Below are 22,069 nucleotides of genomic sequence, written 5' to 3' on the forward strand. Positions count from 1 at the left end.
CGGGGTGTAAAGCCGTCCTCCCCCCGCTCCCCTCCGCGGAAACCTCAACCGGAGCAGAAATTCTCGTATTCCCGCCCGCGGACCCCGGTCTCTGCGGTCCGGACACCGCCTTACAGCCGACTTATGGCCGAAAAGGGCAGGATGGGGGTCACATCCACGGACACCCCTGCCCGCACGCGCCCACGGCGCGTCCTCGCGGGTGGACACAGGAAGGACAAGCGACGTGCGCGTACTCGTCGTCGAGGACGAGCAGCTGCTCGCCGATGCGGTGGCCACCGGACTGCGCCGGGAGGCCATGGCCGTCGACGTCGTGTACGACGGTGCGGCCGCCCTGGAGCGCATCGGCGTCAACGACTACGACGTGGTCGTCCTCGACCGCGACCTCCCGCTCGTCCACGGCGACGACGTCTGCCGCAAGATCGTCGAGCTGGGCATGCCCACGCGCGTGCTCATGCTCACCGCCTCCGGTGACGTCAGCGACCGCGTCGAGGGCCTGGAGATCGGCGCCGACGACTATCTGCCCAAGCCGTTCGCGTTCAGCGAGCTGATCGCGCGCGTGCGCGCCCTCGGCCGCCGGACCAGCGTGCCGCTGCCGCCGGTCCTGGAGCGCGCCGGCATCAAGCTCGACCCCAACCGCCGCGAGGTCTTCCGCGACGGCAAGGAGGTCCAGCTCGCGCCCAAGGAGTTCGCGGTGCTGGAGGTGCTGATGCGCAGCGAGGGCGCGGTCGTCTCGGCGGAGCAGCTGCTGGAGAAGGCCTGGGACGAGAACACCGACCCGTTCACCAACGTGGTGCGCGTGACGGTGATGACCCTGCGCCGCAAGCTGGGCGAGCCGCCCGTCATCGTCACCGTCCCCGGCTCCGGCTACCGGATCTGATCCCCGTGGCCACGACACCCGCGCCGCCCCAGGCGCCCCCCAAGCCGACCTGGGACCCCAGGAGGCCGCAGCCGCCCTTCCCGTGGCTGCGCCCGACCATCCGCATACGGCTGACCCTGCTCTACGGCGGCATGTTCCTGATCGCCGGCATCCTGCTGCTGTCGATCATCTACCTGCTGGCCGCACAGGCGATCAGCACCGGCAACCAGCCGCTGTTCAAGATCGTCAGCGGTTCGGCGATCAAGGTCACCAGCGACAACTGCCCCGCGGTCACCGCGATCAACTCCGGCCCGGTGCCGCTGTCGGACTTCAACGAGGCCATCGCCCACTGCGTGGACCAGCAGCGCCAGGCGGCCCTGGACAACCTGCTCAGCCGCTCCCTGCTGGCACTGCTGGGCCTCGCCGTGATCGCCTTCGCGTTCGGCTACGCGATGGCCGGCCGTGTGCTCTCCCCGCTCGGCCGCATCACCCGTACCGCCCGCCAGGTCGCCGGCTCGGACCTCTCCCGCCGGATCGAGCTGGACGGCCCGGACGACGAACTGAAGGAGCTGGCCGACACCTTCGACGACATGCTGGAGCGGCTGGAGCGGGCCTTCACCGCCCAGCAGCGCTTCGTGGGCAACGCCTCGCACGAGCTGCGCACCCCGCTCGCGATCAACCGCACCCTCCTCGAAGTGCACCTGTCGGACCCGAACGCGCCGATGGAGCTCCAGCAGCTGGGCAAGACCCTGCTCGCCACCAACGAGCGCAGCGAACAGCTGGTCGAGGGGCTGCTGCTGCTCGCCCGCAGTGACAACCAGATCGTCGAGCGCAAGCCCGTCGACCTGGCCGAGGTCGCCACCCAGGCCGTCGACCAGGTGCACGCCGAGGCCGAGGCCAAGGGCGTGAAGATCCGCGGCGAGCGCAAGCCCGCCGTGGTGCAGGGCAACGGCGTGCTGCTGGAGCGCATCGCGCTGAACCTCGTACAGAACGCCGTGCGGTACAACGTGCCGGAGGACGGCTGGGTCGAGGTGGACACCGAGATCCAGCACGGGCAGGCGGTGCTGACCGTCACGAACACCGGGCCGGTCGTGCCGGCGTACGAGATCGACAACCTCTTCGAGCCCTTCCGGCGGTTGCGTACCGAGCGGACGGGCAGTGACAAGGGGGTGGGCCTCGGCCTGTCCATCGTCCGGTCCGTGGCCCGCGCGCACGGCGGTCACATTCTGGCCCAGCCCCGGGAGGGCGGCGGTCTGGTGATGCGCGTCACCCTGCCGTTGTGACCAGAGACCGACACACGCGGGGGATGTTCGCTTTGCGCGGAATTTTTGGACCGCTGTACATGGTTCTTCCTGTGTGATCGATCACATGGGCGGATTTCCGGCCATGTACGCACGGTGATCATGACAGAAGGTGGAAAGCCGGGAAAGTCCGGGTTTTCAGGGCTCTTGATCACGGGAAGTACACGGTGAGGCGCCTTTGAGGTGCGGCATTCAAACCGTGTACGGTCCTCACCGCCATCCAAGCCGATCACTCTTGAGGGGTCGGGTTGGGTGTCGATTGAGTAACAGACCTTGATGTGAGGCAAAATCTCCGCCTCAGGTCGGGCACAAGTCCGGCCTCTCACGCGTTACGTGCGCTGGAGACACCGCAGACACCCAGAGGGGGAGAGCGATATGGCAACCGATTACGACACTCCACGCAAGACCGACGACGACGTCGACTCGGACAGCCTTGAAGAGCTGAAGGCCCGGCGGAACGACAAGTCCACCTCGTCGGTGGACGTCGACGAGTTCGAGGCCGCCGAGGGTCTCGAACTGCCCGGAGCCGACCTCTCGAACGAGGAGCTGGCCGTCCGGGTGCTGCCGAAGCAGCAGGACGAGTTCACCTGCATGAGCTGCTTCCTGGTGCACCACCGCAGCCAGCTGGCCAGGGAGAAGAACGGCCAGCCGATCTGCCGCGACTGCGACTGAGGACGGGTCGGCCGTGTCTGGCTCGACCCCTCCCCGGAAGCGCCGCTTCCCTTTGCGGAAAGCGGACCAAGGGCCGCTCGGCGGCCCGCACGGCGCGCGTGACGGCGAGCGGGGCTCACCGATGACGGGAGCCCCGCTCGAACCGGCGGCCGACCGGGAGAACCTGCCCGCGTCGGCGCAGAACCCCGCACCCGTCGCCCGGCGCCGGGCGGCGGTGATCCGTGAGAAGGCCCGGGATCTGGCCCGGGAAGGCGCCCGTAAGGGCGGCAGCCGGGCTCGCGCGGGGCTGGCGTACCTCGCGGACCGGATCATCGAGATCGCCCCGCGCATCCCCGTACGCGACCTCGCGACCCTGCGGGGCCAGTTCCCCGGCCTCGGACCCGAGGAACTGGCCGACAAGCTGGTGGCGGGTGCGGCGGCCGGCACCTCGACGGTCGGAGCCGGGATCGGAGCGGCGGCCATGCTGCCGGTGCCGCCGGCCATGCCGACCGAACTGGCCGCGGAGATCACCGGGGTCGCCGCGATCGAGCTGAAGCTCATCGCCGAACTGCACGAGGTCTACGGCGTACGCCCGCCCGGGAACCTCAAGACCCGCTCCGCCGCGTATCTGTCCTCCTGGTCGGGGGAGCGCGGGATCGACGTGATGAAGCCGTCGACGTACGACACGGCCATGGGCGGCCACATGAAGCGCCACCTCCGCCAGCAGATCATGAAGCGGATGGTGCGCGACCTGCCCAACCTGATGCCGTTCATGGTCGGGGCCACGGTCGGGGCGGTCATGAACCGCCGGGACACCAAGAGACTCGCGACCCGTATCCGGGCCGATCTGCGCAAGATCCAGGTGCCCTGGGACGAGCTGCCGGAGCTGCCGCCGCTGGAGAAGCCGGCGCAACCGCTGAGACTGCGCGAGCTGCCCGACGGACTCTGACTAGGCGTGCGCCTTGCGTGCCGCCTCGATCGCCGCGGCCAGCTTCTCCGGCTCCCGCGTCGACAGGTACAGGTACGGCGTCGGGTCCTGCGGGTCCGTGACCTCCACGCGCAGTGCCGTCGGGATGTAGGCGCGCAGCAGCAGGAACGCCCGGGTGTCGGCCTTGTACGTCCGCCAGGCGCGGGCCTCCTCCGCGTCCAGGATCTGCGCCTCGCCCAGCGCCGCCACGGGGATCTTCGCCTCGCCCGCGATCAGGGAGTCGCCCACGACCCGGATCCGCGGGGAGCCGTAGGCGCTGGCCACCACCGCCGCCGCGGCCGTACCGCCGACCAGGCCGCCGAGCAGCGGCAGGGTGCCGAAGGGCAGCAGTATCAGGGCGAACGAGACCCCCACCAGGAAGCTGATCAGCCACCACGAGCGGGGGGCGGTGAGGCGTTCTTCGTACGGGGTGGCGGAGAGCTGCATGAAGCCAAGCTTGGCACGGGATCCGCACACCACCGGAGCCGGGGCGCTCGGCGCGAAGCGCTGTCGAGTAGGGCGGTGGTGGGTGGCGGGCGGGTTGGGCTGTCGGCGCGTAGCGCTGTCGAGCAGGGCGGTGGTGGGTGACGGGCGGGCGGGTAAGGTCTGCGGCTGTGAGTGGTAGTTCCGCAGCTCTTCAGCCTCCCGCCGACGCGGTGAAACCGGTACGGCACCCCGACGCGCCCGCGCCCGGGGAACTCCTCGGCGCCCACTACGAACACTGTTTCGGGTGCGGCCCCGGGCAGCCACACGGACTGCACCTGGAGGCCCGCGCCGGCGAGGGCGTCTCGCTGACCGCCGAGTTCACCGTGCAGCCCGCCCACCAGGGCGCCCCGGGCCTCGCGCACGGCGGAGTGCTCGCCACGGCCCTGGACGAGACCCTCGGCTCGCTGAACTGGCTGCTGCGCACCATCGCCGTCACCGGACGGCTGGAGACCGACTTCGTACGGCCCGTGCCCGTCGGCACCACGCTGTACCTGGAGGCCGAGGTCACCGCCGTCGCCGGGCGGAAGATCTACTCCACCGCCACCGGGCGCATCGGCCGCCCCGACGGGCCGGTGGCCGTCCGCGCCGACGCCCTCTTCATCGAGGTCAAGGTGGACCACTTCATCGACCACGGCCGCCCGGCGGAGATCCGGGCCGCCATGGACGACCCGGACCAGATCCGGCGCACCCGCGCCTTCGAGGTGAACCCGTGAGCCGAGACCCGCTGAACGTCCTGATCCGGCGCGTCGACGCGGACGTACCGCTTCCGGCGTACGAGCATCCCGGGGACGCCGGAGCCGATCTGCGCACCACCGAGGCGTGCGAGCTGGCGCCCGGAGAACGGGCCGTCCTCCCCACGGGTGTGTCGATCGCCCTGCCCGAGGGGTACGCGGCCTTCGTACATCCGCGTTCCGGTCTCGCCGCCCGCTGCGGTGTCGCCCTCGTGAATGCCCCGGGGACGGTTGATGCCGGGTACCGTGGGGAGATCAAGGTGATCGTGGTGAATCTCGACCCGCGCGAGAGCGTGCGGTTCGAGCGCTTCGACCGGATTGCCCAACTGGTCGTCCAGCAGGTCGAGAAGGTCCGCTTCCAGGAGGTCGCGGAACTTCCCGGCTCGGCGCGGGCCGAAGGGGGCTTCGGGTCCACCGGTGGCCATGCCGCGGTGGGCGGCGAGAGCGGCACAAGCGGTCAGGCCGCCGAGGGCGGTCCGACGGGTGGGAATCGATACGCTTCGGTCGTATCCGACCGGGAAGGACAGTGACGTGTTCGGACGTCGCAAGAAGAAGGGTGCCGCCGAGGACGCGGCCGGCGAGGCCGAGCAGGTCGTCGACAGCGTCGACACCGAGGCGGACGAGGAGGAGGCCGAGCGCGAGCGCGTCCGGCTGGAGCCCGGACCGCGGCCCGACGGGCCGTGGGACAGCAGCGAGGTGCGCGACCCGGCCGAGGGCCGCGTGGACCTCGGCGGTCTGTTCGTACCGGGCGTCGACGGCATGGAACTGCGGGTCGAGGTCGCCGGTGACGCCATCGTCGCCGCGACCGTCGTGCTGCGCGACAGTGCCATCCAGCTCCAGGCGTTCGCCGCGCCCAAGCGCGAGGGCATCTGGGGCGAGGTCCGTGAGGAGATCGCGTCCGGCATCACCCAGCAGGGTGGCATCGTCGACGAGGTCGAGGGCCCGCTGGGGTGGGAGCTGCGCGCGCAGGTGCCGGTGCAGCTGCCGGACGGCACCGGCGGCTTCCAGGTCGTCCGGTTCGTCGGCGTGGACGGCCCGCGGTGGTTCCTGCGCGGGGTGATCTCCGGCCAGGGCGCGGTGCAGCCGCAGGCCGCCGGGCTGCTGGAGCAGATCTTCCGGGACACCGTCGTGGTCCGCGGCGAGGGCCCGATGGCCCCGCGCGACCCGATCGTCCTCAAGCTGCCGAACGACGCGCAGATGGTCCCCGAGGGGGTCCAGCAGGAGGAGGGCTCGCGGTTCTCCGGGGGGATGGGGCAGTTGCAGCGGGGTCCGGAGATCACGGAAGTCCGCTGACGGCTTCAGCAGCGATACACGGGCCGTGCCCCTCGGGGGTGCGGCCCGCTTTGTGCGGGGTCGCGCGGATGAGGATCCGCCGTTGCCGGGCGCGGGTCCGTCGTGGTCGCTCGCGCAGTTTCCCGCGCCCCTTTCGGGGCGCTGTCCCCTCCGGTGATACTGGCGGCCGGTCGATGGGGGAGGGGCATGAGCGGTCAGGTGGTCACCGAGACCATGGTGCGGGTCGAGGGCGTGCACAAGTCGTACGGCGTGGGGGCCGGCGCCGTGCACGCGTTGCGCGGGGTGTCCTTCGAGGTGCCCCGGGGGGAACTCGTGGCCCTGAAAGGGCGGTCGGGGTCCGGCAAGACCACCCTGCTGAACATCGTCGGCGGGCTGGACACCCCCGACCAGGGGCGGGTGGAGGTCGAGGGGCGGGATCTCGCCCGGCTCGGCGAGAGCGAGCTGCTGCGGCTGCGGCGGGACCGGGTCGGGTTCGTGTTCCAGTCCTTCGGGCTCATCCCGATCCTCAGCGCCGCCGAGAACGTCGGCGTACCGCTGCGGCTGCGGCGGGCCGACCCGCGCGAGCGCGAGGAGCGGGTCGAGCTGCTGCTCTCCCTCGTGGGGCTGGCCGGGCACGCGGCCCAGCGGCCCGGTGAGCTGTCCGGCGGCCAGCAGCAGCGGGTCGCCATTGCCCGCGCCCTCGCCAACCGGCCCGCCCTGCTCATCGCCGACGAACCCACCGGCCAGCTCGACGCCGAGACCGGACACGCCGTCATGGAGCTGCTGCGGGCCGTCGTCCACAGCGAGCAGGTCACGGCGCTGGTCGCCACGCACGACGCGACCCTGCTGGACCTGGCCGACCGGGTGCTGGAGCTGCGCGACGGGGAGATCACCGAGCACTGAGCCGTGCGGCCCGCGGTGGGCTCATCAGGGTTCCGTCAAAGTTGCCCCCTGCTCGCACTCCCCGTCCCGTTCGCCGTGATCGTGGACCGTAAGGTCGACGCTGCGTAGACGACAGGCACGGGAAGACAATGGGGCCATGGCACGCGGCAAGCTACGGATCTACCTCGGTGCGGCACCGGGCGTGGGCAAGACCTACGCCATGCTCTCCGAGGCGCACCGCCGGGTCGAGCGGGGCACCGACTGCGTCGTCGCGTTCGTGGAGTGCCATGGCCGGCCGCGCACCGAGGTGATGCTGCACGGTCTGGAGCAGGTACCGCGCAAGGAGCTGGAGTACCGGTCCGCCGTCTTCGGCGAGATGGACGTCGAGGCCGTCCTGCGCCGGGCGCCCGCCGTCGCGCTCGTGGACGAGCTGGCCCACACCAACGTCCCCGGCTCCCGCAACGCCAAGCGCTGGCAGGACGTGGAGGAACTGCTGGCCGCCGGCATCGACGTGGTCTCCACCGTCAACATCCAGCACCTGGAGTCACTCGGCGACGTGGTCGAGTCGATCACCGGGGTGCGGCAGCGGGAGACCGTCCCGGACGAGGTCGTGCGCCGCGCCGACGACATCGAGCTGGTCGACATGTCCCCGCATGCCCTGCGCCGCCGCATGGCCCACGGCAACATCTACCAGTCGGACAAGGTCGACGCGGCCCTGTCCAACTACTTCCGCCCCGGCAATCTCACCGCCCTGCGCGAGCTGGCGCTGCTGTGGGTGGCCGACCGGGTCGACGCGTACCTGAACGCCTACCGCAGCGAGCACCGGGTCTCGACGATATGGGGTTCCCGGGAGCGGATCGTGGTGGGCCTCACCGGGGGCCCCGAGGGGCGCACCCTGATCCGCCGGGCCGCCCGGCTCGCCGAGAAGGGCGCCGGCGGTGAGGTCATGGCCGTCTACATCGCCCGCAGCGACGGGCTGTCCTCGGCCTCCCCGAAGGAGCTGGCCGTCCAGCGCACCCTGGTCGAGGACCTCGGCGGAACGTTCCACCATGTGGTCGGTGACGATGTCCCCGCCGCCCTGCTCGACTTCGCCCGCGGGGTGAACGCCACCCAGATCGTGCTCGGCTCCTCCCGCCGCAAGACCTGGCAGTACGTCTTCGGTCCCGGCGTCGGCGCCACGGTCGCCCGGGACTCCGGCCCCGACCTGGACGTGCACATCGTCACCCACGAAGAGGTCGCCAGGGGCCGGGGACTGCCCGTGGCCCGGGGCGGCCGGCTCGGGCGGGCCCGGATCATCTGGGGCTGGGCGGTCGGTCTGGCCGGTCCCGCGATCCTCGCGGTGCTGCTGAACGCCGTCGACCTCGGCCTCGCCAACGACATGCTGCTGTTCCTGGCCGTCACCGTCGCGGCGGCCCTGCTCGGCGGTCTGCTGCCCGCCCTGGCCTCGGCGGCCTTCGGCTCCCTGCTGCTGAACTACTTCTACACCCCGCCGCTGCACCGGCTGACCGTCGCCGACCCCAAGAACATCGTCGCCATCGCGATCTTCTTCGGGGTGGGGATGGCGGTCGCCTCGGTGGTCGACCTCGCCGCCCGGCGCACCCACCAGGCCGCCCGGCTGCGCGCGGAGTCCGAGATCCTCTCCTTCCTCGCCGGGAACGTGCTGCGGGGCGAGACGAGCCTGGAGGAGCTGCTGGAGCGGGTCCGCGAGACCTTCGCGATGGAGTCGGCCGCCCTGCTGGAACGCGCGAGCGACGTGGCGCCCTGGACGTGCGCGGGCCGCGCCGGCTTCGGGCCGCCGCTGGAGCGCCCCGAGGACGCCGACGTCGACATGCCCGTCGGCGACCACATGGCGCTCGCGCTCACCGGCCGGGTGCTGCCCGCGGCGGACCGCCGGGTGCTCGCCGCGTTCGCCGCCCAGGCCGCCGTCGTGCTGGACCGAAGGCGCCTGAAGGAGGAGGCCGACCGGGCCCGCACGCTCGCCGAGGGCAACCGCATCCGCACCGCCCTGCTGGCCGCCGTCAGCCACGACCTGCGCACCCCGCTGGCCGGCATCAAGGCCGCCGTGTCGTCCCTGCGCTCCGACGACGTCGCCTGGTCCGAGGAGGATCAGGCGGAGCTGCTGGAGGGCATCGAGGAGGGCGCCGACCGGCTCGACCACCTCGTCGGCAACCTCCTGGACATGTCCCGCCTCCAGACCGGCACGGTCACCCCGCTGATCCGTGAGATCGACGTCGACGAGGTGGTACCGATGGCGCTGGGCGGCGTGCCCGAGGACAGCGTGGAGCTCGACGTGCCCGAGACGCTGCCCATGGTCGCCGTCGACCCCGGGCTGCTGGAGCGGTCGGTGGCCAACCTGGTGGAGAACGCAGTCAAGTACAGCCCGCCCGGGCGGCGCGTCCTGGTGGCCGCGAGCGCCATCGCCGACCGCGTGGAGGTGCGCGTGGTGGACCGCGGCCCGGGCGTCCCGGACGAGGCCAAGGACCGCATCTTCGAGCCCTTCCAGCGGTACGGTGACGCTCCGCGCGGTGCCGGCGTGGGGCTCGGCCTCGCGGTCGCCCGGGGCTTCGCCGAGGCCATGGGCGGCACCCTCACCGCCGAGGACACGCCGGGCGGCGGGCTCACCATGGTGCTGAGCCTGCGCGCGGCAGGACAGCGTCCCGAGCCGCTCCCTCGCGGGGAATCCCGTACCGAACCGGAAAGGCAGGCCACATGGTGAGCCCGGCTGGGGGGTCCCCCCAGACCTCCACGAGGGTGCTCGTGGTCGACGACGAGCCGCAGATCGTGCGCGCCCTCGTGATCAACCTCAAGGCGCGCAAGTACGAGGTCGACGCGGCCCCCGACGGCCGGACCGCGCTCGAACTGGCCGCCTCCCGCCACCCCGACGTGGTCGTCCTCGACCTGGGCCTGCCCGACATGGACGGCGTCGAGGTGATCAGGGGCCTGCGCGGCTGGACCCGGGTGCCGATCCTGGTGCTGTCCGCCCGCCACTCCTCCGACGAGAAGGTCGAGGCGCTGGACGCGGGCGCCGACGACTACGTGACCAAGCCGTTCGGCATGGACGAGCTGCTGGCGCGGCTGCGGGCCGCCGTGCGCCGGGCCGAGCCGGCCGGGCCGGGCGAGGACGACGTGACGACCGTGGAGACCGAGGGCTTCACCGTCGACCTCGCCGCCAAGAAGGTCAACCGGGGCGGCAAGGACGTCCGGCTCACCCCGACCGAGTGGCATCTTCTGGAGGTGCTGGTCCGCAACACCGGCCGGCTGGTCAGCCAGAAGCAGCTCCTCCAGGAGGTGTGGGGGCCGTCGTACGGCACCGAGAGCAACTACCTGCGGGTGTACATGGCCCAGCTGCGGCGGAAGCTGGAGTCGGACCCGTCGCACCCGAAGCACTTCATCACCGAGCCGGGGATGGGCTACCGGTTCGAGACATGAGCCGAGCCATGGGCCGCGCCTTGGGCGTGGGCCGAGCCACAGGCATGGGCCGCCACGGGGAGGGGCCGCCGCGGGACGAGCCGCGCCGCGGAGAGCGGCGGGAGGCGGAAGTGAGCTGCGCTACGGCCCTGTCGGCGCACCCCGGTACGCTTCAGGTATGACTGCTGTTCCTCGTTCCGAAAAGCCGGCCGGCCGGTTCCGGCGCATGCTCGACCGGCTCTCCTCGTCGCAGGAGGACCTGGAGTCCGAGGAGCTGCGCGAGGACGCGGAGACGGCCGGGTGCACGAAGATCGGTGACTGTCACGACCGACAGATCGTCACCGTAACTGGTACCTTGCGCACGGTCACCCTGCGCCCGCGCGCCGGAGTCCCGGCCCTGGAGGCCGAGCTGTTCGACGGCTCCGCGGCGCTGGACGTGGTGTGGCTCGGCAGGCGCTCCATCGTGGGGATAGAACCGGGGCGCAAGCTGATCGCATCGGGCCGGATCTCGATGAGCCGGGGCCGCCGGGTGCTGTTCAACCCCAAATACGAACTGCGACCCCTCGGACGGGAGTAGCCGGTGACGTCCCTCGACAAGCCGACCCAAGACACCGACCAGACTCAGCCCGACGACGCCCGCGCGGTGACCGAGGCGGCGCTGTTCGAGGCCTTCGGCGGGGTCCGCGGCATGGTCGAGACGGTCCTGCCGGGCCTGCTCTTCGTCGCGATCTTCACGGTCAACAAGAACCTGCACATGGCGGCGATCGCCGCGCTGGCCCTGTCGCTGATCCTGGTCGTCGTCCGGCTGGCGATGAAGGACACCGTCAAACACGCCTTCAGCGGTGTGTTCGGCGTGGCCTTCGGTGTCGTGTTCGCGATGTTCACGGGCAACGCCAAGGACTTCTACCTCCCCGGCATGCTCTACACGCTGGGCATGGCGCTGGCGTACATCATCACGACCCTGGCCGGTGTGCCACTGATCGGTCTCATCCTCGGCCCGATCTTCAAGGAGAACCTCTCCTGGCGCACCCGTAACCCCGGCCGCAAGAAGGCGTACGCGAAGGCCAGTTGGGCCTGGGGCCTGATCCTGCTCGCCAAGTGCGCGATCCTCTTCCCGCTGTACTGGTGGGCCGACACCGCGCAGCTCGGCTGGGTCCTGGTCATCCTGAAGATCCCGCCGTTCCTGCTGGCGGTGTGGCTGACCTGGGTCTTCCTCGCCAAGGCGCCCGCGCCCATCGACGTGTTCGCGGAGATGGAGGCGGAGGAGAAGGCGGCCGAGGAGAGGAAGGCCGCCGCCGAGGCGGCCGGCGGCCGGCACCGCCGGGAGGGCTGAGCCGCACCGCCGGGAGGGCTGAGCCGCACCGCCGGCGGAAGCCGCTCAGGCTTCGCCGGGGGGATGCTGGGCCGGGCTCACGACGACGAAGGGCGCCCTTGGCGACAAGGGCGCCCTTCGTCGTGGCGCGGTCAGTCCTCCCGCCGCACCGACAGCAGGTCCTCCAGCTGCTCCTCCCGGGCCTGCGCGGCCACGAAGAGGAGTTCGTCGCCCGGCTCCAGGGAGTCCTCCTTGGAGGGCGTCAGCACCCGGGTGCCGCGGATGATCGTGACCAGGGAGGTGTCCTCCGGCCACTGCACGTCCCCGACCTGGGTGCCGGCCAGCGCCGACTCCTCCGGCAGGGTGAGCTCCACGAGGTTGGCGTCGCCGTGGCTGAAGCGGAGCAGCCGGACCAGGTCGCCGACGCTCACCGCCTCCTCGACCAGGGCGGACATCAGGCGCGGGGTGGAGACGGCGACGTCGACGCCCCAGGCCTCGTTGAACAGCCACTCGTTCTTCGGGTTGTTCACCCGGGCCACGACGCGCGGAACGCCGTACTCCGTCTTGGCGAGCAGCGAGACGACCAGGTTCACCTTGTCGTCGCCGGTCGCGGCGATCACGACGTTGCAGCGCTGCAACGCCGCCTCGTCCAGGGAGGTGATCTCGCAGGCGTCGGCGAGCAGCCACTCCGCCTGCGGGACGCGCTCGACCGAGATGGCGGTCGGCGCCTTGTCGATCAGCAGGACCTCGTGGCCGTTCTCCAGCAGCTCGCCCGCGATCGAGCGGCCGACGGCGCCGGCCCCGGCAATGGCGACCCTCATCAGTGACCGCCCTCCTCTTCCGGGCCACCGGCGAACGCCGCCTCGACCTTGTCCACGTCGTCCGTCCGCATCATCACGTGCACGAGGTCGCCCTCCTGCAGCACCGTCTGCGAGGTGGGCAGGATCGCCTCGCCCAGGCGGGTCAGGAACGCCACCCGGACGCCCGTCTCCTCCTGCAGCTTGCTGATCTTGTGGCCGACCCACTTCGGGGAGGCGTGCACCTCGGCCAGCTGTACCCCGCCGGTGGGGTCGCGCCACAGCGGCTCGGCCCCGGAGGGCAGCAGGCGGCGCAGCATCTGGTCGGCGGTCCAGCGCACCGTGGCCACGGTGGGGATGCCCAGGCGCTGGTAGACCTCGGCACGGCGGGGGTCGTAGATACGGGCCGCCACGTTCTCCACGCCGAACATCTCGCGTGCCACGCGCGCGGAGATGATGTTGGAGTTGTCGCCGCTGGAGACGGCGGCGAAGGCACCGGCCTCCTCGATGCCCGCCTCGCGCAGGGTGTCCTGGTCGAAGCCGACGCCGGTGACCCGGCGACCCCCGAATCCCGGGCCCAGCCGACGGAAGGCGGTGGGGTCCTGGTCGATCACGGCGACCGTGTGTCCCTGTTGCTCCAGGGTCTGGGCAAGAGCGGAACCCACTCTTCCGCAGCCCATGATGACGATGTGCACGACCGTCCTTCCGGTGTCCAAAAGCTACTGCTCAGCATCAGGGTCTCAGACCGACGCCCAAAGCTACACACGGGCGCCGCGCGGTGGGCACCCCTGTGCCGCGGGCGGGGGCGGGAGCCGTCGGCGAGTGATGCTGCGCACGCTGCACAGGGTCAGGATTCCGAGGCCGCCGAGGGCCAGCAGCGCCCCGATCAGCTCCGCGGTCGCTGGCATGGAACCTCCGAAGTGCGATGACAGGCGGGGTTTGCCATCTAGGCACGGCGGGCACACGAAGCACGGATTCCGTAGTTCCGTGCGCCCCCGATTTCACTCGTGAGGCAGATCCAGCACGCCGGGTGGGCGGGTGCCAGTTCGAAGGCTTACGATCCTCTCTCGTGTCCAAACTGACCGACGTGCCCAAACGGATCCTGATCGGGCGCGCACTGCGCAGTGACCGGCTGGGTGAAACGCTCCTGCCGAAGCGCATCGCACTCCCAGTCTTCGCTTCCGACCCGCTGTCCTCCGTCGCCTACGCGCCGGGGGAGGTCCTGCTGGTCCTGTCCATCGCGGGCGTGTCGGCCTACCACTTCAGCCCCTGGATCGCGGTCGCGGTCGTCGTGCTGATGTTCACGGTGGTCGCCTCGTACCGGCAGAACGTGCACGCCTACCCGAGCGGTGGCGGCGACTACGAGGTCGCGACCACCAACCTCGGCCCCAAGGCCGGCCTCACCGTGGCCAGCGCGCTGCTCGTCGACTACGTCCTCACCGTCGCCGTCTCCATCTCCTCCGGCATCGAGAACCTCGGTTCCGCGATCCCCTTCGTGGTCGAGCACAAGGTGTTCTGCGCCGCCGCCGTGATCGTGCTGCTGACGCTGATGAACCTGCGGGGCGTGAAGGAGTCGGGCAAGCTCTTCGCCATCCCGACGTACGTGTTCGTCGGCGGCGTCTTCATCATGATCGCGTGGGGCGCCTTCCGAGGCCTGGTCCTCGGCGACACCATGCGGGCGCCGACGGCGGCCTACCACATCAAGGCCGAGCACCAGGGTCTCGCGGGCTTCGCGCTCGTCTTCCTGCTGCTGCGCGCCTTCTCCTCCGGCTGTGCCGCCCTCACCGGCGTCGAGGCCATCTCCAACGGCGTCCCGGCCTTCCGCAAGCCCAAGTCGAAGAACGCGGCCACCACGCTCGCCATGATGGGCCTGCTGGCCGTCACCATGTTCTGCGGAATCATCGCGCTCGCCATGACCACCAAGGTCCGCATGGCCGAGAAACCGGCCACCGACCTGCTGCACAACGGCGTCCCGCTCGGCTCCGGCTATGTCCAGAACCCGGTGATCTCCCAGGTCGCCGAGGCGGTCTTCGGCAAGGGCAGCTTCCTGTTCGTGCTCCTCGCCGCCGCCACCGCGCTCGTCCTGTTCCTGGCCGCCAACACGGCGTACAACGGCTTCCCCCTGCTCGGCTCGATCCTCGCCCAGGACCGCTACCTGCCGCGCCAGCTCCACACCCGTGGCGACCGGCTCGCCTTCTCCAACGGCATCGTGCTGCTCGCGGGCGCCGCGATGCTGCTGGTGTTCATCTACGGCGCCGACTCCACCCGACTGATCCAGCTGTACATCGTCGGCGTGTTCGTGTCCTTCACGCTCAGCCAGACCGGCATGGTCCGGCACTGGAACCGCCACCTCCGGGTCGAGAAGGACCCGGCCAAGCGCAGCCACATGATCCGCTCCCGGGCGATCAACGCGTTCGGCGCCTTCTTCACCGGCCTGGTGCTCGTCGTCGTCCTGGTCACCAAGTTCACGCACGGCGCCTGGGTGGCCCTGCTCGGCATGTGCATCTTCTACGCGACGATGACCGCGATCCGGAAGCACTACGACCGGGTCGCCGAGGAGATCGCCGCGCCCGAGGGCCCGGCCGACGACATGGTCCGCCCCTCGCGGGTGCACTCGGTGGTGCTGATCTCCAAGATCCACCGTCCGACGCTGCGCGCCCTCGCCTACGCCAAGCTGATGCGCTCGGACACCCTGGAGGCGCTGACCGTCAACGTCGACCCGGCCGAGACCAAGGCGCTGCGCGAGGAGTGGGAGCGGCGCGGGATCGACGTACCGCTCAAGGTCCTGGACTCGCCGTACCGCGAGATCACGCGGCCGATCATCGAGTACGTCAAGGGCCTGCGCAAGGAGTCCCCGCGCGACGCGGTCTCCGTGATCATCCCCGAGTACGTGGTCGGCCACTGGTACGAGCACCTGCTGCACAACCAGAGCGCGCTGCGCCTCAAGGGCCGTCTGCTGTTCACACCCGGCGTGATGGTCACCTCCGTCCCCTACCAGCTCGCCTCCTCGGAGGCCGCCCGGGCCCGCGCCCGCAAGCGGCAGGAGTGGAACGCACCGGGCGCCGTCCGGCGCGGTCCGGCGGTGGTGCGGCCGAAGGAGCCGTCGGGCAAGGAGTGAGCCGTCGCGGGGCGGGGCGTCGGCGTCGGCGTCGCGTTGAAGGCGGACTCGGAGTCGGCGTCGTGTCGGCGTCGGTGTCGAAGCCGGCGTCGCGTGGGAGTCGGAGTCGGACTCGGCGTCGTGTCGGTCGGACTCGGCGCCGCGTCGGAGTCGGAGTCGGCGTGGGCGTCGAGGGGGCCCGGGCGAAGTCCGAGTCCTCGTCGACGGAGCCCTCGGGCGAGGTCCGGGACGGGTCGGGAAGGCCGTAGACTGGTGGGCTGTTGTCGGGCCCGCCGGTGCGGGCCGCCCCCTTTCCCCGATTTCCCGGTCTGGAGTCACCCCACCATGCAGGCAGAACCGACCAAGTCTCTGGTGGGCGAGGAGTACGAGGTCGAGATCGGCCCCGTCGCCCACGGCGGCCACTGCATCGCCCGTACCCCCGAGGGACAGGTGCTGTTCGTCCGGCACGCGCTGCCCGGCGAGCGGGTGGTGGCCAGGGTGACCGAGGGGGAGGAAGGCGCCCGCTTCCTGCGCGCGGACGCCGTACGGGTCCTGGAGGCCTCCAAGGACCGCATCGAGGCCCCCTGCCCCTTCGCCGGCCCCGGCCGCTGCGGCGGCTGCGACTGGCAGCACGCCAAGCCGGGCGCCCAGCGCCGGCTGAAGGCGGAGGTGATCGCCGAACAGCTCCAGCGGCTCGCCGGCCTCACCCCCGAGGAGGCGGGCTGGGACGGCACCGTGGTCCCGGCCGAGGGCGACAAGCTGCCCGCCGGCCAGGTCCCGCAGTGGCGCACCCGCGTCCAGTACGCCGTCGACGCCGAGGGCCACGCCGGTCTGCGCCGGCACCGCTCGCACGAGGTCGAGCGCATCGACCACTGCATGATCGCGGCGGCGGGCGTCAGCGAGCTGGGCATCGAGAAGCGGGACTGGGCCGGCATGGAATCGGTCGAGGCCATCGCGGCGACCGGGTCCCAGGACCGCCAGGTGATCCTCACCCCGCGCCCGGGTGCCCGCCTCCCGCTGGTCGAACTGGACCGGCCGGTGTCGGTCCTGCGGGTGGACGAGAAGTCCGGCGGGGTGCACCGCGTCCACGGCCGCCCCTTCGTCCGCGAACGCGCGGACGGCCGTACGCACCGGGTGGGCAACGGCGGCTTCTGGCAGGTCCACCCGAAGGCGGCGGACACGCTCGTCACCGCCGTCATGCAGGGCCTGCTGCCCCGCAAGGGCGAGACGGCCCTGGACCTCTACTGCGGTGCCGGCCTCTTCGCCGGCGCGCTCGCCGACCGCCTCGGCGAGAAGGGCGCGGTCCTCGGCATCGAGTCCGGCAAGCGGGCGGTGGAGGACGCGCGGCACAATCTGGCCGACTTCCCGCGGGTCCGCGTCGAGCAGGGCAAGGTCGAGTCGGTCCTGCCGCGCACCGGCATCACCGAGGTCGACCTGATCGTCCTCGACCCGCCCCGCGCCGGTGCCGGCCGCGACACGGTCGCCCACCTCGCCTCCCTCGGGGCCCGCCGCATCGCCTACGTCGCCTGCGATCCCGCTGCGCTGGCCCGGGATCTGGGGTACTTCCGCGAGGGCGGCTACCGGGTGCGGACGCTCCGGGCGTTCGATCTGTTTCCGATGACGTCGCACGTGGAGTGCGTGGCGATTCTTGAGCCGGCTGCAAAGGGCCTCTGACCTGCGGCTTTCATAGCTGCTTCAGGTGCGACCGGGCGGGCTCGACCTGTTTCCCCAAGCGTACGACGTGCGGCAGGCAGCATGCCCGACCTACGCCGCTGACCTGCGGTCTCGCTCGGTGACGAGGAGACGGACGTGTCATTCCGCGGGTCTTTGCGGTGTCCGTGTGGGGCAGTTCTGACGCTCATATGACGCTCGACCTGATGGAGCGTTAGCGGTGTCCCGTCGGACCCGTCCGTCCTCATCGTCGCTCATAGCACCCGCAGCGAAAACGTCGGTCCCCGGGCCACAACCGTGTCCCGGGGACCGACGTCAGACGAGCCCCGATTTGACCATCAGCGTCACCAGACGACCGACGGGGCCAAGTGGACGGTCGACGCTACGCGTCGGGTCCCAGGGTGGTCAGGTCGAGTGCGTCGCTGATCGCGTGGTAGGCGTCGGCCGTGAGGTTGACGTGGTCGCCGGGGTCGTAGTCCGACGGTGCGGTGCCCGGGTTGAGTATCAGGGCCGGTGGGTCGGCCGCGCTGGTGGGGTCGGGGATGGCGACGGTCTGCTCGGCGTCGGCGTAGGTGACGGTCGGTGTGGTGTAGTCGGTCTGGTCGGTGATCCAGGTGTTGGCGTCTGCCCGGTCGGCGTCGTTGTCGGTGGTGCAGGGTGCGTAGCCGTGGCATGGGGTGAGGGTGGTGTAGACGACCTTGATGCCCCAGGCTCTGAGCTGGTCGCGCAGCAGCCCGTAGGACTCTTCGAGGGTCGTGTCGTCGGTTCCGGCCAGGATGTCCTTGAGTCCCTCGTCGATGATCACGGTCGTGATGCCGGGCAGGTCCAGGACGTCGCGGTCGAGGCGGGTGAGGACGGCCGGGCCGCCCTGGCCGGTCTGGTCGGCGGAGAGCCGGTTGTTCTCGATGCCGGTGGCGACGACGCCGTAGTCGGGGACGCCCTGCTCGTTCGTCCGCAGTGCGGTGGCGAGTTGGTCGGAGATCCTGTTGACGGGTGTGGTGGTGGTGTCGGCGGCGAAGGGGTCGATGAGGTTGTCACCGAGGACGGCGACGGTCGGCCGGGTGTCACCGGTGGTGACGTCGATGCCGGTGAGGATGTCGGCGAACCAGCCGGAGTAGACGCCTGTGCCGGTGAAGGCGCCGGCGCTGGTGTCGCTGGTGTGGTCGCCGGATCCGACGGCGCTGACGTACTGGGTGGTGGCGGTCGCCCAGCTGTGCTGGACGAGGTACGGCACGTCGTTGACCAGATGGAGACTGATCATGACGCGGTGGCCCGGGTTCGCGGTGTAGGTGACGGGGTCGCTGTAGATCTCGCCTCCGACGGGGAGCGTGACCGACTTGCTGCCGCCGTTGAAGGTCAGGTCCGTCGGGGTCGCGGTCGGGGTGGCGCCGGAGGACTGGGTGGCGAGGGTGGTGTGGTCGATGGTGAGGGGGCTGCGGCCGAGGGCGTTCGAGAGCCGAATGCGGACGCTGGAGCCGGCCACGCTGGGGTCGGCGGCGATGCGGAAGGTCTGGTCTTTGTAGTCGGTTCCCTCGTAGTTGAAGGAGCCTTCGTTGGGGGCGCTCCAGGCGCTGGTCCAGGCGGCTCCGTTCGGTGCGCTGGTGGTGTCCCGGAGGGCCATGCCGAGGATGTGCAGTCCGGGCACGTACTGGCGGGCGGAGTCGCTGAGGTCGGGCAGGGTGATCGAGTTGATCGGTGTGCCTGGCTTGAGGGGGATGGAGAAGGCGTAGATGTCGGTGCTGCGGGTTTCCTGGGTGCCGTTGACGTGGTTGCGGTGGGGGAGGGTGACGGCGGCGAGGTCGTGGGAGCCGTAGACCCAGTCGGGCATGTTCAGGTGATAGCTCTGTGATGTCGTGCCGTCGGCGTAGGTGATGGAGCCGTTGGGGCCGCCCGGCTGGCAGTCCTCGTACTGGCCGTTGCCGAGGGTGCACTCGCTCCCGCCGACGGCGGTGCCGTCGGGGACGACGGGGCTGCTGTAGTCGCTGTCGTCGCGCTGGGAGGCGATCATGCCGTAGGTGGAGAAGCCGAGGAAGACCAGTGCCCGGCCGGTGGCTCCGTTCATCTGGATGGTCTGGTTGGCGGCCATGACGTTGTCGCCGGACGCCGCACCGAAGTTCGGGAGCGTGAAGCCGGCACCGTCCACGGTGATCCGGCCTCCGGGCTGCCAGCCCGCGGCCTTGAGGTCCTGCAGCGAGATGGTCGAGCCGACTCCGTCCGCGTCGCCGGCCGACTGGCTGCTGTCGCTGGTGACGGCGGTGTTGTTGAAGGCGTCCTGAAGGCTGGTGTAGGTCTGGCCGGCGTGGCCGAGGGCGGTGAACTGGTACTGCTCCTGGCCGGAGGTGTTGCCGGCGGAGTCGACGGCGTAGACGTAGAGCGTGTGTGTGCCGGGGGCGGTGGGCGTGAGGGTGATCTTGGCCGTGTTGCCGGAGGCGGGGATGACCTCGGAGGCGGGGGTGTTGACGGTGGGTGGACTCACGTCCAGCCGGTAGAGGAACTTGGTCGCGCTGTCCGTGCTGAGCGTGAAGGTGCCGGGGGTACCGGCGGCTGTGATGCCGGCGGTGTCCTCGGGATAGCGCCCGTCGGCGCTTTTGACGGTGGGCGGGTCCGGTGCGGTGAGGTCGACGGTGAAGTGGCAGCTGGACGATGTGGGGCTGGTGTCCTCGCCGTCGCTGGAGTGCACGTTCCAGCCGACCACGTCTCCGGTCTTCAGCCCGCTCATGAACGTCGAAGAGAGCAGCTTGGGCGCGTTCTGCCCGCTGGCGACGGTCGCGCTGGTGGTCGTGGTGGCGGTACCGCCGTTCACCCAGTACTTGTACGTGGCCGCGAGGGCGTCCTTGTCGCCGTCGCTGATCACCGCGTTGAGGCTGGGCGGCGTGGTGGCGATCGACTTGCCGACGACCGCGGGGGTCGAGGTCCCGCAGCCGACGGAGTGCGTGCCGAACTTGGCCGTCAGACTGCTCGGCTTGGTGGGGGTGTGGTTGTACTCGATGGACATGGACGGGTTGTTGGCGAACCGCTTGAAGTAGGTGCCGTCTGAGCTGCTTTCCTGGCTGTTGACCAGCGCAAAGGTCCAACTGGAGTTCTTGGCGGCGGCCTTCTGGGCGATGGTGGACGTGACGGAGAAGCCTCCCGAGGGCTGGCTGGTGCAGGCGGGGCCGAAGCTCTTGGTCGCCAGGTACTTGGCGAGCGAGGGCTTGTTGCTCCAGGTGGTGCTGGAGCTGATGGACCCGGTCAGGTAGAGCTTGACGTCGGAGGAGAGGCTGCAGCTGGCGGAGTAGTTCTCCTTGACGTCGACTGTGGCGGACACGATGTGCGTGCCCCAGACGGCGGAGGGGACGGCGAGCTGGAAGTAGGAGCGTTCGACGCCGATGCAGCCCGACCAGCTGTTGTAGCCGACGCCTGGGTCTCCGTACTGGGTGGAGTCGTAGTTCTTTGCCGAGGGGCAGCCCTGCTGGGTCTCGATGTAGTGCTGTTTGCCGCCGGTGGCGTAGTGCGGGTTCCAGCTGGGATCGATGTAGACGGGGTACCGGGTGGCCGAGCCTGTGAGCAGGTCGTGATCGGGAGTCAGGGAGAGGGTGGAGCCGTCGACGTCGTCGCCGACGCGGGCGATGTGCGCACCGACGCCGGGCCCGTGGGCATCGGAGGCCGCTGAGCCTGCGGTGGTGAGTGCCGGGCGTGCCTGCGTGGTGGTGCCGCTGGTCGAGGAGTCCCACATCAGCGGCTGCGGCGCGCTGAACATGACCTGTCCGGCGGGGGTTGCGGCTTGCAGGTTGTCGTGACCGTCGTCGGTGACGGTGACGCCTGTGGTCTGGGTGGTGAGTTTCAGGGTGGCCAGTGCGGGATCGGCTGCCGCGGCGGCGGTCTTGACGACGATCACTTCGGAGAAGCCGCCGAGTGTGTCGGCGGTCAGCCTGAGGTCGACGTCCTTGAGTACGTCGGGGTAGGTGATGGTGGCGCCGGCCACGGTGGGCTGGGGCAGTTCCTTCGGCCAGGAGAAGCTCAGCCGCGTCTTGCCGCTGGTCATGGTCACCAGGGGGCCTGAGCCGCCGCCGGAGAAGACGAGGGGTTCGGCTGCTGCCCTGGGGCTGTAGGTGCCGTCGGAGTCCGACTGGAGTGTGGCATCGGCAGGCACCCAGGAACCGTGGTCGCGGATGCGCTGGGGGAAGAGGCTCGTCGTCCAGGTCACGGTTCCGGACGGGTTGGCCCGGACCGTGGCGGTCTCGGTGGTCAAGGCATCCACTCGGACGGATTCGCCCGTGTCCGCTGCCTGGGTCTGCGCCTGTGTCAGAGCCGACTGCTGGACTTCCGTCATGCCCGAGTCGTCCGGCGGACGGGTGGTCCCCAGGGGGCCGTCGGGCTGACTTTCCGGCAGTGGTGGCGCGGGGGTGGAGACCGGGGACGGACCGGTGTCGTCCGCCGCCGCGGCCTGCTGCGCGGCCACGACTCCCGCGGCGGACGACGGCAGCACAAGCGTCAGGGCGACGGCAGCGGTTCTCAGCCGGACACGTATTCGCCGGCCTCTTCGTGTGCGGCAGCGTGACTTTTCAGGCATGCGATTTCCTCAGAAAAGCGGGGGTTCTGACGGGTGTCGATCAGCGCGGGAGGACGCTATCCGCGGATCCGCGGATTGGACAAGCG

19 protein-coding genes are annotated in these 22,069 nt (G+C 70.7%); 14 read left to right on the top strand and 5 right to left on the bottom strand.

Going from position 1 to position 22,069, the window contains the following annotated elements:
- Window positions 1–223 precede the first annotated feature (223 nt).
- The 4 genes from ACH4LD_RS04830 (at window position 224) to ACH4LD_RS04845 (ending at window position 3,757) form a co-directional block, all read left to right on the top strand.
- Window positions 224–877, top strand: a complete 654-nt coding sequence (locus tag ACH4LD_RS04830; RefSeq protein ID WP_003993508.1) for a response regulator transcription factor — start codon at window positions 224–226, stop codon at window positions 875–877.
- Window positions 878–882: 5 nt separating this feature from the next.
- On the top strand, window positions 883–2,139 hold the full coding sequence (locus ACH4LD_RS04835; RefSeq protein ID WP_132783316.1) for a HAMP domain-containing sensor histidine kinase: 1,257 nt from the start codon (window positions 883–885) through the stop codon (window positions 2,137–2,139).
- Between the two features lie 393 nt (window positions 2,140–2,532).
- The gene (locus ACH4LD_RS04840) at window positions 2,533–2,829 is read left to right on the top strand and encodes a DUF4193 domain-containing protein (RefSeq protein WP_003997302.1); all 297 of its coding nucleotides are present in this window, start codon (window positions 2,533–2,535) and stop codon (window positions 2,827–2,829) included.
- A gap of 13 nt (window positions 2,830–2,842) precedes the next feature.
- On the top strand, window positions 2,843–3,757 hold the full coding sequence (locus ACH4LD_RS04845; RefSeq protein WP_398054509.1) for a hypothetical protein: 915 nt from the start codon (window positions 2,843–2,845) through the stop codon (window positions 3,755–3,757).
- Here ACH4LD_RS04845 and ACH4LD_RS04850 read toward each other — a convergent pair whose 3' ends face one another.
- Window positions 3,758–4,222 (bottom strand): DUF3093 domain-containing protein, encoded by a 465-nt coding sequence (locus ACH4LD_RS04850; RefSeq protein WP_103815969.1) that lies wholly within the window; start codon window positions 4,220–4,222, stop codon window positions 3,758–3,760.
- A 167-nt stretch (window positions 4,223–4,389) separates the two neighbouring features.
- On the opposite strand from ACH4LD_RS04850, the gene ACH4LD_RS04855 reads away from it, so the two are divergent.
- The 8 genes from ACH4LD_RS04855 (at window position 4,390) to ACH4LD_RS04890 (ending at window position 11,887) form a co-directional block, all read left to right on the top strand.
- Window positions 4,390–4,974, top strand: coding sequence for a PaaI family thioesterase (locus ACH4LD_RS04855; RefSeq protein ID WP_398054508.1), 585 nt, complete (start codon window positions 4,390–4,392; stop codon window positions 4,972–4,974).
- Window positions 4,971–5,522, top strand: a complete 552-nt coding sequence (dut, locus tag ACH4LD_RS04860; protein WP_103815971.1) for a dUTP diphosphatase — start codon at window positions 4,971–4,973, stop codon at window positions 5,520–5,522. The genes ACH4LD_RS04855 and dut overlap by 4 nt, the downstream gene beginning before the upstream one ends.
- Window position 5,523: 1 nt before the next feature.
- Complete coding sequence (locus ACH4LD_RS04865) at window positions 5,524–6,285, top strand: DUF3710 domain-containing protein (RefSeq protein ID WP_014675519.1); 762 nt, start codon at window positions 5,524–5,526, stop codon at window positions 6,283–6,285.
- 186 nt (window positions 6,286–6,471) lie between these two features.
- A complete protein-coding gene (locus ACH4LD_RS04870) occupies window positions 6,472–7,167 on the top strand; it encodes an ABC transporter ATP-binding protein (RefSeq protein WP_398054507.1) in 696 nt (231 codons plus the stop codon).
- A 136-nt stretch (window positions 7,168–7,303) separates the two neighbouring features.
- Window positions 7,304–9,862 (top strand): ATP-binding protein, encoded by a 2,559-nt coding sequence (locus ACH4LD_RS04875; protein WP_398054506.1) that lies wholly within the window; start codon window positions 7,304–7,306, stop codon window positions 9,860–9,862.
- The gene (locus tag ACH4LD_RS04880; protein WP_398054505.1) at window positions 9,856–10,575 is read left to right on the top strand and encodes a response regulator; all 720 of its coding nucleotides are present in this window, start codon (window positions 9,856–9,858) and stop codon (window positions 10,573–10,575) included. The genes ACH4LD_RS04875 and ACH4LD_RS04880 overlap by 7 nt, the downstream gene beginning before the upstream one ends.
- Window positions 10,576–10,732: 157 nt before the next feature.
- Window positions 10,733–11,131: an OB-fold nucleic acid binding domain-containing protein gene (locus tag ACH4LD_RS04885; RefSeq protein WP_078629620.1), complete on the top strand. Its 399-nt coding sequence runs from the start codon at window positions 10,733–10,735 to the stop codon at window positions 11,129–11,131.
- A 3-nt stretch (window positions 11,132–11,134) separates the two neighbouring features.
- Window positions 11,135–11,887: a DUF3159 domain-containing protein gene (locus ACH4LD_RS04890; protein WP_103815975.1), complete on the top strand. Its 753-nt coding sequence runs from the start codon at window positions 11,135–11,137 to the stop codon at window positions 11,885–11,887.
- Between the two features lie 131 nt (window positions 11,888–12,018).
- On the opposite strand, the gene ACH4LD_RS04895 is transcribed toward ACH4LD_RS04890, so the two are convergent.
- The 3 genes from ACH4LD_RS04895 to ACH4LD_RS04905 form a co-directional block, all read right to left on the bottom strand.
- Window positions 12,019–12,687: a TrkA family potassium uptake protein gene (locus tag ACH4LD_RS04895; protein WP_014675525.1), complete on the bottom strand. Its 669-nt coding sequence runs from the start codon at window positions 12,685–12,687 to the stop codon at window positions 12,019–12,021.
- Window positions 12,687–13,358 carry a TrkA family potassium uptake protein gene (locus tag ACH4LD_RS04900; RefSeq protein ID WP_014675526.1) on the bottom strand — a complete coding sequence of 224 codons (672 nt, stop codon included), beginning with the start codon at window positions 13,356–13,358 and terminating at the stop codon, window positions 12,687–12,689. The genes ACH4LD_RS04895 and ACH4LD_RS04900 overlap by 1 nt, the downstream gene beginning before the upstream one ends.
- A 63-nt stretch (window positions 13,359–13,421) precedes the next feature.
- On the bottom strand, window positions 13,422–13,571 hold the full coding sequence (locus ACH4LD_RS04905) for a hypothetical protein (protein WP_167347930.1): 150 nt from the start codon (window positions 13,569–13,571) through the stop codon (window positions 13,422–13,424).
- 161 nt (window positions 13,572–13,732) lie between these two features.
- Between ACH4LD_RS04905 and ACH4LD_RS04910 the strand changes: the two genes are divergently transcribed.
- Both ACH4LD_RS04910 and ACH4LD_RS04915 read left to right on the top strand, forming a co-directional pair.
- Window positions 13,733–15,781, top strand: a complete 2,049-nt coding sequence (locus tag ACH4LD_RS04910) for an APC family permease (protein ID WP_132783308.1) — start codon at window positions 13,733–13,735, stop codon at window positions 15,779–15,781.
- A gap of 324 nt (window positions 15,782–16,105) precedes the next feature.
- Window positions 16,106–17,434, top strand: a complete 1,329-nt coding sequence (locus ACH4LD_RS04915) for a class I SAM-dependent RNA methyltransferase (protein WP_398054504.1) — start codon at window positions 16,106–16,108, stop codon at window positions 17,432–17,434.
- Window positions 17,435–17,813: 379 nt separating this feature from the next.
- Here ACH4LD_RS04915 and ACH4LD_RS04920 read toward each other — a convergent pair whose 3' ends face one another.
- Window positions 17,814–21,671, bottom strand: a complete 3,858-nt coding sequence (locus tag ACH4LD_RS04920; protein ID WP_398054573.1) for a hypothetical protein — start codon at window positions 21,669–21,671, stop codon at window positions 17,814–17,816.
- Window positions 21,672–22,069: the final 398 nt, after the last annotated feature.

It is taken from the genome of Streptomyces sp. NPDC017676 (assembly GCF_044329325.1).
Taxonomy (GTDB): Bacteria; Actinomycetota; Actinomycetes; order Streptomycetales; family Streptomycetaceae; genus Streptomyces.

Excerpts from the sequence above, each read along its gene's own strand:
- ACH4LD_RS04840 (WP_003997302.1), top strand. The coding sequence starts at position 2,533 with ATGGCAACCGATTACGACACTCCACGCAAGACCGACGACGACGTCGAC.
- ACH4LD_RS04850 (WP_103815969.1), bottom strand. The coding sequence starts at position 4,222 with ATGCAGCTCTCCGCCACCCCGTACGAAGAACGCCTCACCGCCCCCCGC.
- ACH4LD_RS04870 (WP_398054507.1), top strand. The coding sequence starts at position 6,472 with ATGAGCGGTCAGGTGGTCACCGAGACCATGGTGCGGGTCGAGGGCGTG.
- ACH4LD_RS04875 (WP_398054506.1), top strand. The coding sequence starts at position 7,304 with ATGGCACGCGGCAAGCTACGGATCTACCTCGGTGCGGCACCGGGCGTG.
- ACH4LD_RS04880 (WP_398054505.1), top strand. The coding sequence starts at position 9,856 with ATGGTGAGCCCGGCTGGGGGGTCCCCCCAGACCTCCACGAGGGTGCTC.
- ACH4LD_RS04885 (WP_078629620.1), top strand. The coding sequence starts at position 10,733 with ATGACTGCTGTTCCTCGTTCCGAAAAGCCGGCCGGCCGGTTCCGGCGC.
- ACH4LD_RS04895 (WP_014675525.1), bottom strand. The coding sequence starts at position 12,687 with ATGAGGGTCGCCATTGCCGGGGCCGGCGCCGTCGGCCGCTCGATCGCG.
- ACH4LD_RS04905 (WP_167347930.1), bottom strand. The coding sequence starts at position 13,571 with ATGCCAGCGACCGCGGAGCTGATCGGGGCGCTGCTGGCCCTCGGCGGC.
- ACH4LD_RS04915 (WP_398054504.1), top strand. The coding sequence starts at position 16,106 with ATGCAGGCAGAACCGACCAAGTCTCTGGTGGGCGAGGAGTACGAGGTC.